Here is a 13,240-nt window from a genome sequence, read left to right on the forward strand (position 1 = left end):
CCGCATCGGCGATGATGGACACCCGGCACGGCGCGCATGGCGCGGCAGGGCCGACGACCCCGATCGCACCCGGAGACGTTCATGTTCGAGCTGTCGTCGTTGCTGGCATTCGCCGGCCTGGCCTTGGTGATGGTGCTGACGCCGGGGCCGAACATGGTCTACCTGGTGTCGCGCTCGATCTGCCAGGGGCGCCAGGCCGGGCTGGTCTCGCTGGCCGGCGTCGCGGTCGGTTTCTTCTTCTACCTGTTCGCCGCTGCGTTCGGCATCACCGCGTTGCTGTTCGCCGTGCCCTACGCCTACGACGCGCTGCGCATCGGCGGCGCCCTGTACCTGCTGTGGATGGCCTGGCAGGCGCTGCGGCCGGGCGGGCGCTCGCCGTTCCAGGTCCGCGACCTGCCGCCGGACAGCACCCGCCGGTTGTTCGTGATGGGCCTGCTGACCAGCCTGCTCAATCCCAAGGTGGCGATGTTCTATCTCGCCCTGCTGCCGCAATTCATCGATCCGCAGCGCAACGTGATGCTGCAGTCCCTGGTGCTGGGCAGCGTGCAGATCGCGATCAGCGTCAGCGTCAACGCGCTGATCGTCGCCGGCGCCGGCGCCATCGCCGCGTTCCTGGCCGGACGGCCGCGCTGGATCGCGGCGCAGCGTTGGGTGATGGGCGGGGTGCTGTCGGCGTTGGCGCTGCGCATGGCCGTCGACGCTCGCCGCTGAGCCGCTGTGGGCCGCGCATCGCGCCGGCCTGCGTTCGAACCTGTGCGGCACCGATAGCGACGGCGCGCGATGGCCCCCCGGGCCGGCGCTCTTGCGGGCCGTTGCGCCTCAGGGCGCGCGACCGGCGGCCTGGTCGCGCGCGCGCTGGATGATCGCCCGCACTTGGGCCCGGTCGCGGTGGCGCGAGATCGCGACCGCGCCCAGCGCCAGCGCTCGCTCGCGCATCTGCGCGTTGACGTCGTAGTGGCAGCCGCTGGCCTTGTTCTGGAACGACACCCGCGGCTTGCCCAGGCGCTGGGCGAAGGCGTGCAGTTCGTCGAGGGTATCGGCCATCAAATGCGCCCAGCGCTCGCCACGCCAGGGCCACACGGCATCGTCGACGTACACGGCCACCCGGCGCTCCCTGGGATGCAGACGTCGCGCGATGGCGACAGGATGCGCCCAGTATCCGACAATCGGCCGATCGCGAGCGACCCCCGCCGCTCGCCGGAGTCGTCATGCAGCTGTCGGCCATCCACCATGTCGCCCTGATCTGCTCGGACTACGAGCGCTCCAAGCGCTTCTACACCCAGGTGCTGGGCCTGCGTCCGCTGGCCGAGGTCTATCGCCAGGCGCGGCGCTCCTACAAGCTCGATCTGGCCTTGCCCGACGGCGGCCAGATCGAACTGTTCTCGTTCCCCGATCCGCCGCCGCGGCCGTCCTATCCGGAAGCCTGCGGCCTGCGCCACCTGGCCTTCGCGGTCGCCGATCTGGACGCCTGCGTGGCCGAGCTGCAGGCGCATGCGGTCGCGGTCGAGCCGGTGCGGATCGACGAGTACACCGGTCGCCGTTTCACCTTCTGCGCCGACCCGGACGGTCTGCCGATCGAGTTCTACGAACGCTGAACCGAACCGCGCCTAGCCGCGCGCGACCGCATGGCCCTGCGCGCGCCAGGCCTCGAAGCCGCCGGCCAGCGGCCGCACCCGCTTGAAGCCGCGGCGGCGCAGCTCGCGCGCCAGCGTCGCGGCCGAAGCCTCGTTGGGACAGTCGCAGTACACCACGACCTCGTCGCGCGGCGCTATGCCGACGTCGTCGAGCGAGGCGACGAACACCGCACCGGGGATCCAGCCGGCGGCATCGCGTTGCTGGTGCGAGCGCACGTCGAGGATCAGCGGGCCGGCCCCGTCTTCGAGCAACCGGTACAGCTCCCCGGCCGAGATCCGCGCCATGCGCAGCTCGCGCAGGAACCACTGGCGCTTCAGCAGCTTGTAGCCGACGAAGGCGGCGATCGCGGCGAGAATCGCCAGCAGGCCATAGCGCCCCGCCGTTTCCAGGCCTTCCAGCACCTGGTTGACGGCGCGATGGAACACCGCGCCGATCGCCACCGCCACGCCGGCCCACAGCAGCGCGCCCAGGCCGTCGTAGAAGGCGAAGCGGCGCGCGCCGGTGCCGGTTTCGCCCGCCAGGGTGGTGGCGACCGCGGCGAAGCCGGGCACGAACTTGGCCACGATCAACGACGGCGCGCCCCAGCGCGCGTACACGCCGCGGGTCATCAGGATGCACGAGTCCGGCGACAGCGAGACCTTGCACATCAGCCGCAGCAGCGCTGCGCCGAGGCGGCGCCCACCGAGATACCAAAGCCCGTCGGCGAGCAGGGCGGCGAACGCGGCGACCAGCACGATCGGCCAGAGCGGTTGATGCTGGTCGACCGCGATCGCAGCGGCGACGATGATCGGCGGATAGGCCGGCACCGGCAGCCCGCCCTGATCGAGCAGCACGCTGACGAAGACCACGAGCAGGCCGTAGGTCTGGATCAGATGCAGCAGGGCGTCCATCGGGCGGTTCCGGGCGAGTCGGGCCGCTGGCGCGGCAGAGGCGCCAAGTCTCGGCCCGTGCCGGCGCGCACGCAATCTCGCCGCGGCGACGCAGCGTTGCGGCGGCGGCGTCCCGCGGCCCGCTCACGTCGCGCGGCCGTCGACGTCCGCGCTTGCGCTCACGGCGCCGCGCCGCCCGCCGTCCCTGCCTGCGACCGGCGTCGCATTGTGCGGTCTACGCGGCTGCGTAACATCGCCGGCCGCACAATGACCGGGTTCGCCCGATCCGTGGGCGGTCCGCGCGGAGCCGCCGATGCGCCTGGAAGGCAGCCAGGAAACCTTGCTGATCACGCTGTACGCCAAGGCGATGGACAACCGCGCCACGCCTTCGATCCTGCGCGACGGTCTGGCCGACGATCTGATCCGCCGCGTCGACTACGATTTCGCCCGCTTCCGCCTGCGTCCGGTCGACATCCGCGGCATCGCCCTGCGCGCGCGGGTGATCGACGATTGGACCCGCGCCGCACTGCAGGCGCGCGCCGACACGCTGGTGCTGCATCTGGCCTGTGGCCTGGATTCGCGGGTGTTCCGGGTCGAGCCGGGCGTGGAAGTCGACTGGATCGACCTGGATTTCCCCGAGGTGATCGGCTTGCGCCAGGAACTGTTGCCGCAACGCGCCGGCCGTTACCGCACGTTGCCGACCAACGTCATGGAGCCGGATTGGATCGCGCGCCTGGATCACGATCGCCCCGTGCTGGTGATCGCCGAGGGCCTGTTTCCTTATCTCGACGAATATCGTGCGCGCGAGCTGATTCGGCGGCTGATCGAGGCGTTTCCGCAGGGCGGCCAGTTGCTGTGCGACGTGTACAGTCCGCTGGCCCTGCGCCTGTTGCGCAAGGCGCCGATGATCCGCGCCACCCAGGCGCGGATCGGCGACTGGGACCAGACCGACCTCAGTCGCTGGCATCCGCGCCTGCAATTCGTCGACGAACCGCAGGTGTCGCAACTGCCCGAAGTCGCCGCATTGCCGCCGGCACAGCGCTGGCCGTTCGCGCTGTACGACCGCTGGGTCTGGCTGCGCCGACTCGGCCGGGTGGTGCGCTACCGATTTTGAGCGCGCGCTTGGGCGCTTTGGGGTAGCGCGGCGCAAGCCGCGACCGCGCAGTGGCAGGGGCCGGCGCGGAAAGGTCGCGGTGGCGACTTGCGTCGATCCCCTTGGACCGGCGTTTACCCGGCCAAGGCCGGATCGGGCTTGCGGAAGGCGATGGCGAGCCGGTTCCAAGCGTTCATCGCGATCGCCGCGTAGGTCAACGCGACCAGATCCTGGTCGTCGAACTGCGCGCGCGCTTCGGCGTAGGCATCGTCCGACGGATGCGCGTGGTTGACGGCGGTGACCGCCTCGGCCCATCGCAACGCGGCGCGCTCGCGCGCGCTGAACGGGCCTTCCGCCCAGACCCGCAGCAGATGCAGACGGCGGTGGCTTTCGCCGCGCGCGACCGCTTCTTCGGTGTGCAGGCGGATGCAGTAGGCGCAGCCGTTGATCTGCGAGACGCGGACATTGACCAGGTCGATCAATGAGCGTTCCAGACCGCTGTGGTCGACGTATTGCTGCAGACCGGCGAGGGCGCGGGTGCCCTGCGGGTTGACGGCGTTGTAATCCAGGCGGGCGGACATGGGCTTCCTCGGGAGTTGCGTCGGACGACGCGACCCGATCAGGCTAGGATGTTCGCGGATGAAAGGCATTCCACCAGAAATGCAAGCCGAGTTTGCATGAACGAACAATCGCTGGCCTGGGACGATTACCGTTTCCTGCTCGCCATCGGTCGCGCCGGTTCCCTCAACGGCGCCGCCAAGCGTCTGGGCGTGAGCCATCCCACGGTGTTCCGCCGGATCAACGCGATCGAGCGCAGCCTCGGCGCGCGCCTGTTCGAGCGCGCCCGCGACGGCTATACGCCGACCACGACCGGCGAGGAAGTGATCGCCGTCGCGGCCGAAATCGAAGCCCGCATCGGCGAGACCGAGCGCCGCCTCGCCGGCCTCGACGCTCGGCCCAGCGGGCGGGTCCGGGTGACCACGGTCGAACCTCTGCTGCATGGCCTGTTGCCGCCGCTGCTGGCGCAGTTCCGCCGCGACCATCCCGGCATCGTCGTCGAGCTGTATGCGGACAATGCCGTGCGCGATCTCGGCCGGCGCGAGGCCGACGTCGCCCTGCGTCCGGGCGGGGAGCCGCCGGAGGGGCTCATCGGCCGGCGCCTGGCGCGCATCGCCGTCGCCGTGTACCGGGCGCGCGGCTTGCGCCTGCGTGGCGGCGTCGAGGCCTGGGACGCGCACGACTGGGTGGTGCCGGACGGCACCCTGGCGCATATCGCGATGGCGCAATGGCTGCGCCGGCAGGGTTACGACCGTCGCGCCAGTTTGCGCGCCGACAGCCTGCTCGGTTTGCGCGAAGCGGCCGCCGCCGGCATCGGCCTGACCGTGCTGCCGTGCTACCTCGGCGACGCCGACCGGCGCTTGGCGCGAGTCGGCGCTCCGTTGGAGGGGCTGAGTTCCGACCTGTGGCTGTTGAGCCACCCGGACCTGCGCCGCAACGCCCGCATTCGTGTCTTCGTCCAGGCGATGCGCGAGGGGTTCGCCGGTTTGCAGCCGAGGCTGGCCGGAGCGTCGCGGACGGAGGGGGGCAAGCTCGCCTGAGCCGCTCCCTGCCTGGGGCGTTCCCGCGCCGACTCGTCTCGACGAAGAACGAGTGAGCGGTGCACAACAAGCGGATCAAGCGCATTCGAGACGCACTGCGACGAAGTCCGGCCTTCGCGGCTGCGAACGGCGGATCGTGACGGCCGGTGCCGCGCTCCCTATCCGTTTACTCACGGAAGTCCACAGTTTCTTTTGAAACTTGTGACTTGTAGCACACATGATTCGGAAAATTCCTACACGCTTAGGAGGACTCCGACGACGGTTTCCTGTTCACGCACGACGCATCTTTTGATTGCACGACGGCACCCGGATCCAGACCCGCTCCCCAGCGGGCAATCCCCCAGACCGAGCCGGTCGCTTTTCACAAGGATGAGCCATGTTTCGCGTCGAACTGAAGCAACGTGATGGCAGCGACGATCAAGCGCTGGCGGTAGCGGTGTCCGAGATCGCGCAGGAATACCGCAGCCCGGAAGCGGCGTTGCGCGCGGTGCTGCCGCAGGCGAGGAAATACGCCGCGCATGCGCCGCAGGGCTTGTGGCTGCATGTCGTCGACGACGAGTCGCGACCCGTGTTTGGCACGCTGGTTCCCTAGGGCCGGCGTGCGGTTTGCGCCGCCCGGCTGACAGGGAGTCCGGCCGGGCGGCGCGGGCCTCCTGTTGTCGGGATTCGGGAATGGGATTCCACAGTGGCGATTCGGGATTGGATGGCCGAAGCACGGTGCCGTGCGCGCGACATCGTCCCAGGGCCAGCAGCGACGGGTAGGTGCGCCAGGTAGGCGCGACGCAAGTCGCGACCGCGAACCCCATCCACCCGCGCGCCGTTCCTGAGGCGTCGCAATCGCAGCCCGCGCGACTCTAGGCGACGGTATCGCTTCCGTCGGGGAGCGTCCCGCGGGGGATTTCCTTCGGCCATAAGCCGCGACCGCAATTCGACGCAATCCCACGACCGACGGCGGCGCCGCAATCGAACGCACGCGGCCGCGGCTTGCGCCGCTCCTATCCCCAAACGGCGGTGTCGCTCCTGTAGAAGCGGCGCGAGCCGCGACCGCAATCCGACGAAACCTCCCGACCGGCGACGGCGCCGCAATCGAACGCACGCGATCGCGGTTTGCGCGGCCTCTGCCCCAAAATCGGCGGTGTTGCTCTTGTAGGAGCGGCGTGAGCCGCGACCGCAATCCGACGAAACCTCCCGACCGGCGACGGCGCCGCAATCGAACGCACGCGATCGCGGTTTGCGCGGCCCCTGCCCCAAAATCGGCGGTGTTGCTCTTGTAGGAGCGGCGTGAGCCGCGACCGCAATCCGACGAAACCTCCCGACCGGCGACGGCGCCGCAATCGAACGCACGCGATCGCGGTTTGCGCGGCCCCTGCTCCAAAATCGGCGGTGTTGCTCTTGTAGGAGCGGCGTGAGCCGCGACCGCAATCCGACGAAACCTCCCGACCGGCGACGGCGCCGCAATCGAACGCACGGGATCGCGGTTTGCGCGGCTCCTGCCCTCCCCGAGCAACGCCGCCACTCGGTTCACGCCATCGGCGCATCGATCCAACCGCGCGCAGTCGCCAGCGCCAGATCGTCGGGCGTATCCAGATCGTGTTGCAGTTCCGGTGCCTGCAATCGCCACACCGAGCCGGCGGGCAAGCGGCGCAGGGCGCCGCCGAAGCCGCGGTCGCCGTGCAAATGCGCGGCCTCGCGCCACAGCGCCGGCGACAGCACCGCCGGCATGCCCAGGACGGCGGCGATCGGCGGCGGCGTGACGGTCGTCCCCGGCCTCTTCGGCGCGGCCACTGTCGCCATCCCCGCCGCGATTGCCTGCGCCGTCGTCGCCAACGCTGCGCCGGGGTCGGCGCCGTCGCCGTGTACGGTGGCGGCGCAGCCGCTGGCGGCTGTTGCCGCACCCTGCAGCAAACGCCGCAGATGGTCCGAGGCCAAGGCCGGCTGATCGCAGCCGAGCACCAGCACCGAGGCCGCGTGCACGCCCAGCGCCCGCGCGGCACAGCGCAGGCTGCCGGCGAGGCCGTCTTGCCAGTCGGGATTCAGTACGCGCTCCACGTCCAATCCGGACAGCGCCACCGTCATCAGCTCGTGCGCGGCGCCTAGCACGACCACGGTTCGCGCCGCGCCGCTGGCCAGGCCCAGCCGTGCGGCGCGACGCAACAACGGCTCGCCGGCGCGGGTCAGCAACTGTTTGGGCCGGCCCAGCCGCCGGCTGCCGCCGGCGCCGAGCACCACCGCGACATGCGGCATGGCTCAGTCTCCGCCGTGGCGATGGCGCTGCAGTTGCGCGACCACGCTCAGCGCGATCGCCTCCGGTCCGTGGCCGCCCAGCGGCAGGCCGATCGGCGCATGCAGGCGCGGGCTCAGCGAATCGCGCGCCGAAGCCGGCAGCACCCGGAACAGGTCGTCGCGGCGCGCGAGCGGGCCGAGCAGGCCGACGAAACCGATCGCCTGTCCGCTCGGGCTGCCGCCAAGTTGCTCCAGCGCTTCGCGATCGAGTTCGAAATGATGGTGCATGACCACCGCCGCGTCGTGCGGCCGGGCCAGCGCCAGGGCCTGCGCCGGACCGCGTTCGACCGCGTGGTCGGCCAGGGCGGCCAGGCCCGTCCAGCGCGGCCGGCGTTCGACCAGGGTGGTCATCCAGCCCAGGGTGCGCAGCAGCGGCAGCAGGGCCGGCGTTTCCGGCCCGGCGCCGAGCACCAGCACCGACGGCGGCGCGGCGACCTCGAGCGACCAGGCCGCGGTCGCGGCGCCCGGCCACGGTGGCGTGTTGACCGGCAGGGTCCAGCGCAGGCGTTCGTCGCCGACTGCGGCGCGCAGCGCGCCGTCGCCGCGGATCTCCAGGCGCAGGTCGCCGTGACCGCGACGCCATTCGTCGACCAGCACCGGCCAGTCGCGCAGCGCCGCCAGCGGCAGCAGGGCCAAACGCAGTCGGCCGCGGCAGCCGACCGCGGAGCCGGCGAACAGATCCTCGTCGTGGCGGGTGTCGATTTCCAGCCAATCGATGCCCTGGCTGTGCGCGACCTCCTGCGCGCGCAGCTCGATCTCCGGTTCGATGCAGCCGCCGCTGAGCCAGCCGACCTGGCCGCCGCGGGCGCCGAACAAGGCCATCGCCGCCGGCCGTACATAGGTCGAGCCCTGGGTTTCCAGCACCACCGCGAGCGCTGCGGGATCGCCGCGCGCGGCCGCGGCAGCGCTGGCTTCGAGCACCGCGCGCGCGCCACCGGGCGCGCTGCGCTGCGGGATGGTCGGGTCCGGCGAATCGGCCATGCGGGGCTCGCGCAGGCGAAGTTGGCCGAGTCTAGAACGATCTGTGCGCCGGCCGCACGCGGCGCGGCGATGCTGCGCCGCGGCAGGCAGTTTTGGGCAAGCGCCGCCCGCGCGCGCGAGGCCTGCGCCCAAGCGCGTTCGGCCGCGCCGCCGTCGGCCGCGCACGGCCTGCGCGGCGTTCGCACGCGCAGAATCCGGCAAGCGCCCGCGCGACGCCGGTGCGCCGGCGCATCGTCCTTTGGTCGCAGGACGCGCGCGCCGATATGGCGGCTGCGATGTTTGCGGAGTAGGCTCGGGCGACCCCAGCCGCCGCGAGGGATTCCGATGAAGCTCAACGTCAACGGCCGCGAGCACGAGATCGACGCGCCGCCGGACATGCCCCTGCTGTGGGCGCTGCGCGACCTGATGCACCTCACCGGCACCAAGTTCGGCTGCGGCATCGCCCAGTGCGGCGCCTGCACCGTGCACGTCGACGGCGCTCCGCGCCGCGCCTGCGTGACGCCGGTGTCCAGCGTCGAAGGCAAGACCATCGTCACCATCGAGGGACTGTCGCCCGACGGCAGCCACCCGGTGCAACGCGCCTGGGCCGAGGTCGACGTGGTCCAGTGCGGCTATTGCCAGTCCGGCCAGATCATGTCCGCCGCGGCCTTGCTGGCGAAGATTCCCGCGCCCAGCGATGCCGACATCGATCAGGCGCTGTCCGGCAACCTGTGCCGTTGCGGCACCTACCCGCGCATCCGCGCGGCGGTGAAGCGTGCGGCCGAGATCGGCAAGGCCTGACGCACAGCCCATTCCGCCGTCCCGCAGCAAGCAGCCATTACGCAGCCGATCCGCCGGCCGCTGCGCCGCAGCGATGCCGCCAGGCCGATCCGCCACGTTCAGGAGGTCGATGTGAGCACCGTTCCCGCGCCGTCGCGGCGCCAATTCCTCAAGGCCGGCGCGCTGATCGGCGGCGGCCTGGTGGTCGGTTTCGTGGTGCCCGGCGCGCGCCGATTCGCTGATGCCGCGCCGGCGCAGGCCGCGGCGGTGTCGGGCGGTTTCGCGCCCAACGCATTCCTGCGCGTCGGCGAGGACGACACCGTCACCGTGCTGCTGTCGCATTCGGAGATGGGCCAGGGCATCTGGACCGGGCTGGCGATGTTGATCGCCGAAGAACTCGACGCCGATTGGTCCAAGATCCGGGTCGAGCACGCGCCGGCGGCGCAGGCCTATGCGCATACCGCGTTCGGCATGCAGATGACCGGCGGCTCGACCAGCACCTGGTCGGAGTTCGACCGCTACCGCCAGGCCGGCGCCACCGCGCGCGCGCTGCTGGTCGCGGCCGCAGCGCAGCGTTTCGGCGTGCCGGTCGAGCAGGTGCGCACCGAGAACGGTATCGCCCTCGCCGGCGAGCGCCGCGTGCGCTACGGCGAACTCGCCGCCGACGCGGCCAAGCGGCCGGCGCCGGCGCAGCCGCCTGCGCTCAAGGACGCGAAAGACTGGAAGATCATCGGCAAGCCGACCAAGCGCCTGGACGGCCCGGAGAAGATCGATGGCCGGGCCAAGTTCGGCATGGACGTGCACTTCGACGGCCTGCTGACCGCACTGGTCGCGCGCGCGCCGGTGTTCGGCGGCACGGTCAAATCCTTCGACGCCACCGCGGCCAAGGCGGTGCCGGGCGTGCGCGACGTGGTCCAGGTGCCCAGCGGCGTGGCGGTGGTCGCCGATCATTATTGGGCGGCCAAGCTCGGCCGCGATGCGCTCCGGATCGATTGGGACCTCGGTCCGCACGCCGGCCTGGATACCGGCCGGTTGCGCGAACAGTTCCGCCAGCTCGCCGCCACGCCCGGCGCGGTCGCGGCCCAGGCCGGCGACGTCGATGCGGCGCTGGCCAGGGCCGCGCGCACGGTCGAAGCCGAGTACCACGTGCCGTACCTGGCGCATTCGCCGATGGAGCCGTTGAACTGCACGGTCAAGATCGCCGACGGCCAGTGCGAGATCTGGACCGGCACCCAATTCCAGACCCTGGACCAACAGGTCGCGGCCAAGATCGCCGGACTCAAGCCCGAGCAGGTCAAGATCCACACCCTGTTCCTGGGCGGTGGCTTCGGCCGGCGCGCGACGCCGACCTCGGACTTCGTCGCCGAAGCGGTGCAGGTGGCCAAGGCCGCGGGCAAGCCGGTCAAGACGGTGTGGTCGCGCGAAGACGATGTGCGCGGCGGCTACTACCGGCCGATGTACCTGCAGCAGGCCAAGATCGGCCTGGACGGGCAGGGCCGCCCGATGGCCTGGAAGCACGTCCTGGTCGGCCAGTCGATCGCCGCCGGGTCGCCGTTCGAAGCGGTGATGGTCAAGAACGGGGTCGATGCGACCTCGGTCGAGGGCGTGGCCGATTCGCCCTATCTCAAGGCCATCGCCGATCATCGCGTCGACCTGCATTCGCCGACGACCGGCATCCCGGTGCTGTGGTGGCGTTCGGTCGGCCACAGCTACAACGGCTTCATCATGGAAAGCCTGATCGACGAACTGGCGCATGCGGCGGGCCAGGATCCGGTCGCGTACCGGCGCAGCCTGCTGAAGGATCATCCGCGCCATCTCGCCGCGCTGAACCTGGCCGCCGAAAAAGCCGGCTGGGGCGGCAAGCCGGCCGAGGGCCGCGCGCGCGGCGTGGCCGTGCACGAATCCTTCGGCAGCTACATCGCCCAGGTCGCCGAGGTTTCGCTGCAGGACGCGCCCGGCGGCGGCCAGACGATCCGCGTGCACCGCTTCGTCTGCGCGATCGATTGCGGGCTGGCGGTCAATCCCGACGGGGTCCGGGCGCAGATGGAATCGGGCATCAACTTCGGCCTCGGCGCGGCGCTGTACAGCGCGCTGAGCTTCAAGGACGGGCGGGTGCAGGAGTCGAACTTCCACGACTACCGCGTGCTGCGCCTGGACGAGTCGCCGCAGATCGAGGTGCACATCGTGCCCAGCAGCGAAAAGATGGGCGGCGCCGGCGAACCCGGCACCGCGCCGGTGGCGGCGGCGGTGGCCAATGCCGTGTTCGCCCTGACCCAAAAGCGGCTGCGCGAGCTGCCGCTGCGCCTGGCCTGAGGGAGACCGACGCATGCGTACCCTAGCGATCGCCGCGACCGCCGCCTTGGCGCTGAGCGCCTGCGGCCAGAAGATTTCGCCGGAACAGCGCACCCAGGCGGTGGCCGCGTTCGCCACTGTGCAAAAGGTGTTCCAGCATCCGCGTTGCCAGAACTGCCACATCCCCGGCGACCAGCCTTTGCAGTTCGACGCCGGCCTGCCGCATGCGATGGGCGTGGTGCGCGGGCCGGAGGGCAAGGGCGCGGCCGGCCTGCCGTGTTCGACCTGCCACGGCGAAGCCAATCTGCCGGCCAGCTACGGTCCGAACGCGCCGCCGGGCGCGCCGCATTGGCAGCTGCCGCCACCGGACCACAAGATGGCCTGGATCGGTCTGCCGGCGCCGGAGCTGTGCGCGATGATCCAGGACAAGAAGCAAAACGGCGGCCGCGACTTCGCCGCGCTGGTCAAGCACGTCAGCGAAGACAAGCTGGTGTTGTGGGGCTGGGCGCCCGGCGGCGATCGCGCGCCGGTGCCGGTGCCGCATCCGGAGTTCGTCGCCGCGTTCAAGACCTGGGCCGATGCGGGCGGTCCCTGCCCGGAGAGCTGAGTACCGCCGCGTCGCAACCAACCGCAGCGATGTACGCAAGCGTTGCGGCCGCAGCCCGGACGATCGGCTCTTTGGGGCTTGGGGCCGCCCGGCTTCGGCAGACGGCGTGGTATCGCATCGCTTCGGTTGGTCGCGGCTTGCGCGCTCCTGCCGCTGGGGCACGACGCTTGCTCAGGCATGCGCGCTGTCGCAGCGTTCGTGCTCGATCTGCAAAGTGTTGTGATCGATGCCGTGGCTTTCGCGCAACCGCGCGTTCGCCGCGCGGCGCAGGGCCTCGATGTCGGTGCCGGCGGCGACGATGAGATGCGCGCTCAGCGCAGGCGCGTTCGAAGCCAGCGACCAGACGTGCAGCTCGTGCACCTCGAGTACGCCGGCGAGGCCGGCCAGGTCGCGCCGAACCGCGTCCAGGTCGATGCCGGCCGGTACCCCTTCCATCAGCACGTTGCCGGCTTCGCGCAGCAAGCTCCAGGTGCGCGGCAGCACCCACAGGCCGATCGCCACCGCCAGGGCCGGGTCGATCCAGCTCCAACCGGTGAAGCCGATCGCGATCGCCGCGGCGATCACCGCGACCGATCCGAGCATGTCGCTCCACACTTCCAGATACGCCCCCTTGAGATTGAGGCTTTCGCCGCTGCCGGCGCGCAACAGCCGCATCGCGATCAGGTTCACGATCAGGCCCAACGCGGCGACCACCCACATGCCGGTGGTGGCGATCTCGGTCGGCTGGCGGAAGCGGCCGACCGCTTCCCACAAAATGTAGCCGGCGACGGCGAACAGCAGCAGGCCGTTGACCATCGCGCCCATCGCCTCCATGCGTGCGTAGCCGTAGCTGCGCTTGGCGTCGGGCGGGCGGCGCGCTAGCCGTACCGCGACCAGGGCGATGCTCAGGGCCAGGGTATCGGTGCCCATGTGCGCGGCGTCCGACAACAAGGCCAGGCTGCCGGTGAGGAAGGCGCCGACGACTTCGGCGATCAGGAAGCCGCCGGTCAGGCCCAGCGCCCACCACAGCGGGCGTTCGTGGCGGATCGTGCCGTTGCCGTGTTCGTGTCCGTTGCCCATGTCGATGCTCCGCGGGTCGATGGTGCGAACGCCGGGCCGTCGCGACGGCGGCCGCCCATTGAAG

Annotated in this window: 13 protein-coding genes and 1 pseudogene; 8 read left to right on the forward strand and 6 right to left on the reverse strand. The window is 71.0% G+C overall.

Features of this window, described 5'->3' with window-relative positions; translation table 11 throughout:
- Nucleotides 1–81: 81 nt before the first annotated feature.
- On the forward strand, nt 82–711 hold the full coding sequence (locus tag V2J18_RS02875) for a LysE family translocator (protein ID WP_064746759.1): 630 nt from the start codon (nt 82–84) through the stop codon (nt 709–711).
- 108 nt (nt 712–819) lie between these two features.
- On the opposite strand, the gene V2J18_RS02880 is transcribed toward V2J18_RS02875, so the two are convergent.
- Nucleotides 820–1,104 carry a DUF4031 domain-containing protein gene (locus tag V2J18_RS02880; protein WP_064746760.1) on the reverse strand — a complete coding sequence of 95 codons (285 nt, stop codon included), beginning with the start codon at nt 1,102–1,104 and terminating at the stop codon, nt 820–822.
- 104 nt (nt 1,105–1,208) lie between these two features.
- On the opposite strand from V2J18_RS02880, the gene gloA2 reads away from it, so the two are divergent.
- Complete coding sequence (gloA2, locus tag V2J18_RS02885; protein WP_064746761.1) at nt 1,209–1,595, forward strand: SMU1112c/YaeR family gloxylase I-like metalloprotein; 387 nt, start codon at nt 1,209–1,211, stop codon at nt 1,593–1,595.
- A gap of 12 nt (nt 1,596–1,607) precedes the next feature.
- Here gloA2 and V2J18_RS02890 read toward each other — a convergent pair whose 3' ends face one another.
- Complete coding sequence (locus V2J18_RS02890) at nt 1,608–2,525, reverse strand: rhodanese-like domain-containing protein (RefSeq protein WP_336130908.1); 918 nt, start codon at nt 2,523–2,525, stop codon at nt 1,608–1,610.
- 292 nt (nt 2,526–2,817) lie between these two features.
- On the opposite strand from V2J18_RS02890, the gene V2J18_RS02895 reads away from it, so the two are divergent.
- Complete coding sequence (locus V2J18_RS02895; RefSeq protein ID WP_336130909.1) at nt 2,818–3,618, forward strand: class I SAM-dependent methyltransferase; 801 nt, start codon at nt 2,818–2,820, stop codon at nt 3,616–3,618.
- A 113-nt stretch (nt 3,619–3,731) separates the two neighbouring features.
- Here V2J18_RS02895 and V2J18_RS02900 read toward each other — a convergent pair whose 3' ends face one another.
- A complete protein-coding gene (locus V2J18_RS02900; RefSeq protein ID WP_336130910.1) occupies nt 3,732–4,178 on the reverse strand; it encodes a carboxymuconolactone decarboxylase family protein in 447 nt (148 codons plus the stop codon).
- A gap of 96 nt (nt 4,179–4,274) precedes the next feature.
- Here V2J18_RS02900 and V2J18_RS02905 point away from each other — a divergent pair, with 96 nt between their 5' ends.
- Both V2J18_RS02905 and V2J18_RS02910 read left to right on the forward strand, forming a co-directional pair.
- Nucleotides 4,275–5,195 (forward strand): LysR family transcriptional regulator, encoded by a 921-nt coding sequence (locus V2J18_RS02905; RefSeq protein ID WP_336130911.1) that lies wholly within the window; start codon nt 4,275–4,277, stop codon nt 5,193–5,195.
- A 376-nt stretch (nt 5,196–5,571) separates the two neighbouring features.
- On the forward strand, nt 5,572–5,787 hold the full coding sequence (locus tag V2J18_RS02910) for a hypothetical protein (protein ID WP_064746767.1): 216 nt from the start codon (nt 5,572–5,574) through the stop codon (nt 5,785–5,787).
- Nucleotides 5,788–6,716: 929 nt separating this feature from the next.
- Here the strand turns inward: V2J18_RS02910 and V2J18_RS02915 are convergent.
- Both V2J18_RS02915 and V2J18_RS02920 read right to left on the reverse strand, forming a co-directional pair.
- Nucleotides 6,717–7,439, reverse strand: coding sequence for a nucleotidyltransferase family protein (locus tag V2J18_RS02915; RefSeq protein ID WP_336130912.1), 723 nt, complete (start codon nt 7,437–7,439; stop codon nt 6,717–6,719).
- 3 nt (nt 7,440–7,442) lie between these two features.
- The gene (locus V2J18_RS02920; RefSeq protein ID WP_336130913.1) at nt 7,443–8,459 is read right to left on the reverse strand and encodes an XdhC family protein; all 1,017 of its coding nucleotides are present in this window, start codon (nt 8,457–8,459) and stop codon (nt 7,443–7,445) included.
- 324 nt (nt 8,460–8,783) lie between these two features.
- Here V2J18_RS02920 and V2J18_RS02925 point away from each other — a divergent pair, with 324 nt between their 5' ends.
- The 3 genes from V2J18_RS02925 to V2J18_RS02935 all read left to right on the forward strand — a co-directional run bounded on the left by V2J18_RS02925 (nt 8,784) and on the right by V2J18_RS02935 (nt 12,117).
- A complete protein-coding gene (locus V2J18_RS02925; RefSeq protein ID WP_336130914.1) occupies nt 8,784–9,239 on the forward strand; it encodes a (2Fe-2S)-binding protein in 456 nt (151 codons plus the stop codon).
- A 111-nt stretch (nt 9,240–9,350) separates the two neighbouring features.
- Nucleotides 9,351–11,531, forward strand: coding sequence for a xanthine dehydrogenase family protein molybdopterin-binding subunit (locus V2J18_RS02930; protein ID WP_336130915.1), 2,181 nt, complete (start codon nt 9,351–9,353; stop codon nt 11,529–11,531).
- Nucleotides 11,532–11,544: 13 nt separating this feature from the next.
- Nucleotides 11,545–12,117 carry a hypothetical protein gene (locus V2J18_RS02935; protein ID WP_222423714.1) on the forward strand — a complete coding sequence of 191 codons (573 nt, stop codon included), beginning with the start codon at nt 11,545–11,547 and terminating at the stop codon, nt 12,115–12,117.
- Between the two features lie 189 nt (nt 12,118–12,306).
- Here the strand turns inward: V2J18_RS02935 and V2J18_RS02940 are convergent.
- A pseudogene (locus V2J18_RS02940) lies at nt 12,307–13,176 on the reverse strand (cation diffusion facilitator family transporter); the annotation flags it as partial.
- Nucleotides 13,177–13,240: the final 64 nt, after the last annotated feature.

This window comes from Lysobacter firmicutimachus (genome assembly GCF_037027445.1).
Lineage (GTDB): Bacteria > Pseudomonadota > Gammaproteobacteria > Xanthomonadales > Xanthomonadaceae > Lysobacter > Lysobacter firmicutimachus.

Excerpts from the sequence above, each read along its gene's own strand:
- V2J18_RS02875 (WP_064746759.1), top strand. The coding sequence starts at position 82 with ATGTTCGAGCTGTCGTCGTTGCTGGCATTCGCCGGCCTGGCCTTGGTG.
- gloA2 (WP_064746761.1), top strand. The coding sequence starts at position 1,209 with ATGCAGCTGTCGGCCATCCACCATGTCGCCCTGATCTGCTCGGACTAC.
- V2J18_RS02890 (WP_336130908.1), bottom strand. The coding sequence starts at position 2,525 with ATGGACGCCCTGCTGCATCTGATCCAGACCTACGGCCTGCTCGTGGTC.
- V2J18_RS02895 (WP_336130909.1), top strand. The coding sequence starts at position 2,818 with ATGCGCCTGGAAGGCAGCCAGGAAACCTTGCTGATCACGCTGTACGCC.
- V2J18_RS02900 (WP_336130910.1), bottom strand. The coding sequence starts at position 4,178 with ATGTCCGCCCGCCTGGATTACAACGCCGTCAACCCGCAGGGCACCCGC.
- V2J18_RS02905 (WP_336130911.1), top strand. The coding sequence starts at position 4,275 with ATGAACGAACAATCGCTGGCCTGGGACGATTACCGTTTCCTGCTCGCC.
- V2J18_RS02910 (WP_064746767.1), top strand. The coding sequence starts at position 5,572 with ATGTTTCGCGTCGAACTGAAGCAACGTGATGGCAGCGACGATCAAGCG.
- V2J18_RS02915 (WP_336130912.1), bottom strand. The coding sequence starts at position 7,439 with ATGCCGCATGTCGCGGTGGTGCTCGGCGCCGGCGGCAGCCGGCGGCTG.
- V2J18_RS02920 (WP_336130913.1), bottom strand. The coding sequence starts at position 8,459 with ATGGCCGATTCGCCGGACCCGACCATCCCGCAGCGCAGCGCGCCCGGT.
- V2J18_RS02925 (WP_336130914.1), top strand. The coding sequence starts at position 8,784 with ATGAAGCTCAACGTCAACGGCCGCGAGCACGAGATCGACGCGCCGCCG.
- V2J18_RS02935 (WP_222423714.1), top strand. The coding sequence starts at position 11,545 with ATGCGTACCCTAGCGATCGCCGCGACCGCCGCCTTGGCGCTGAGCGCC.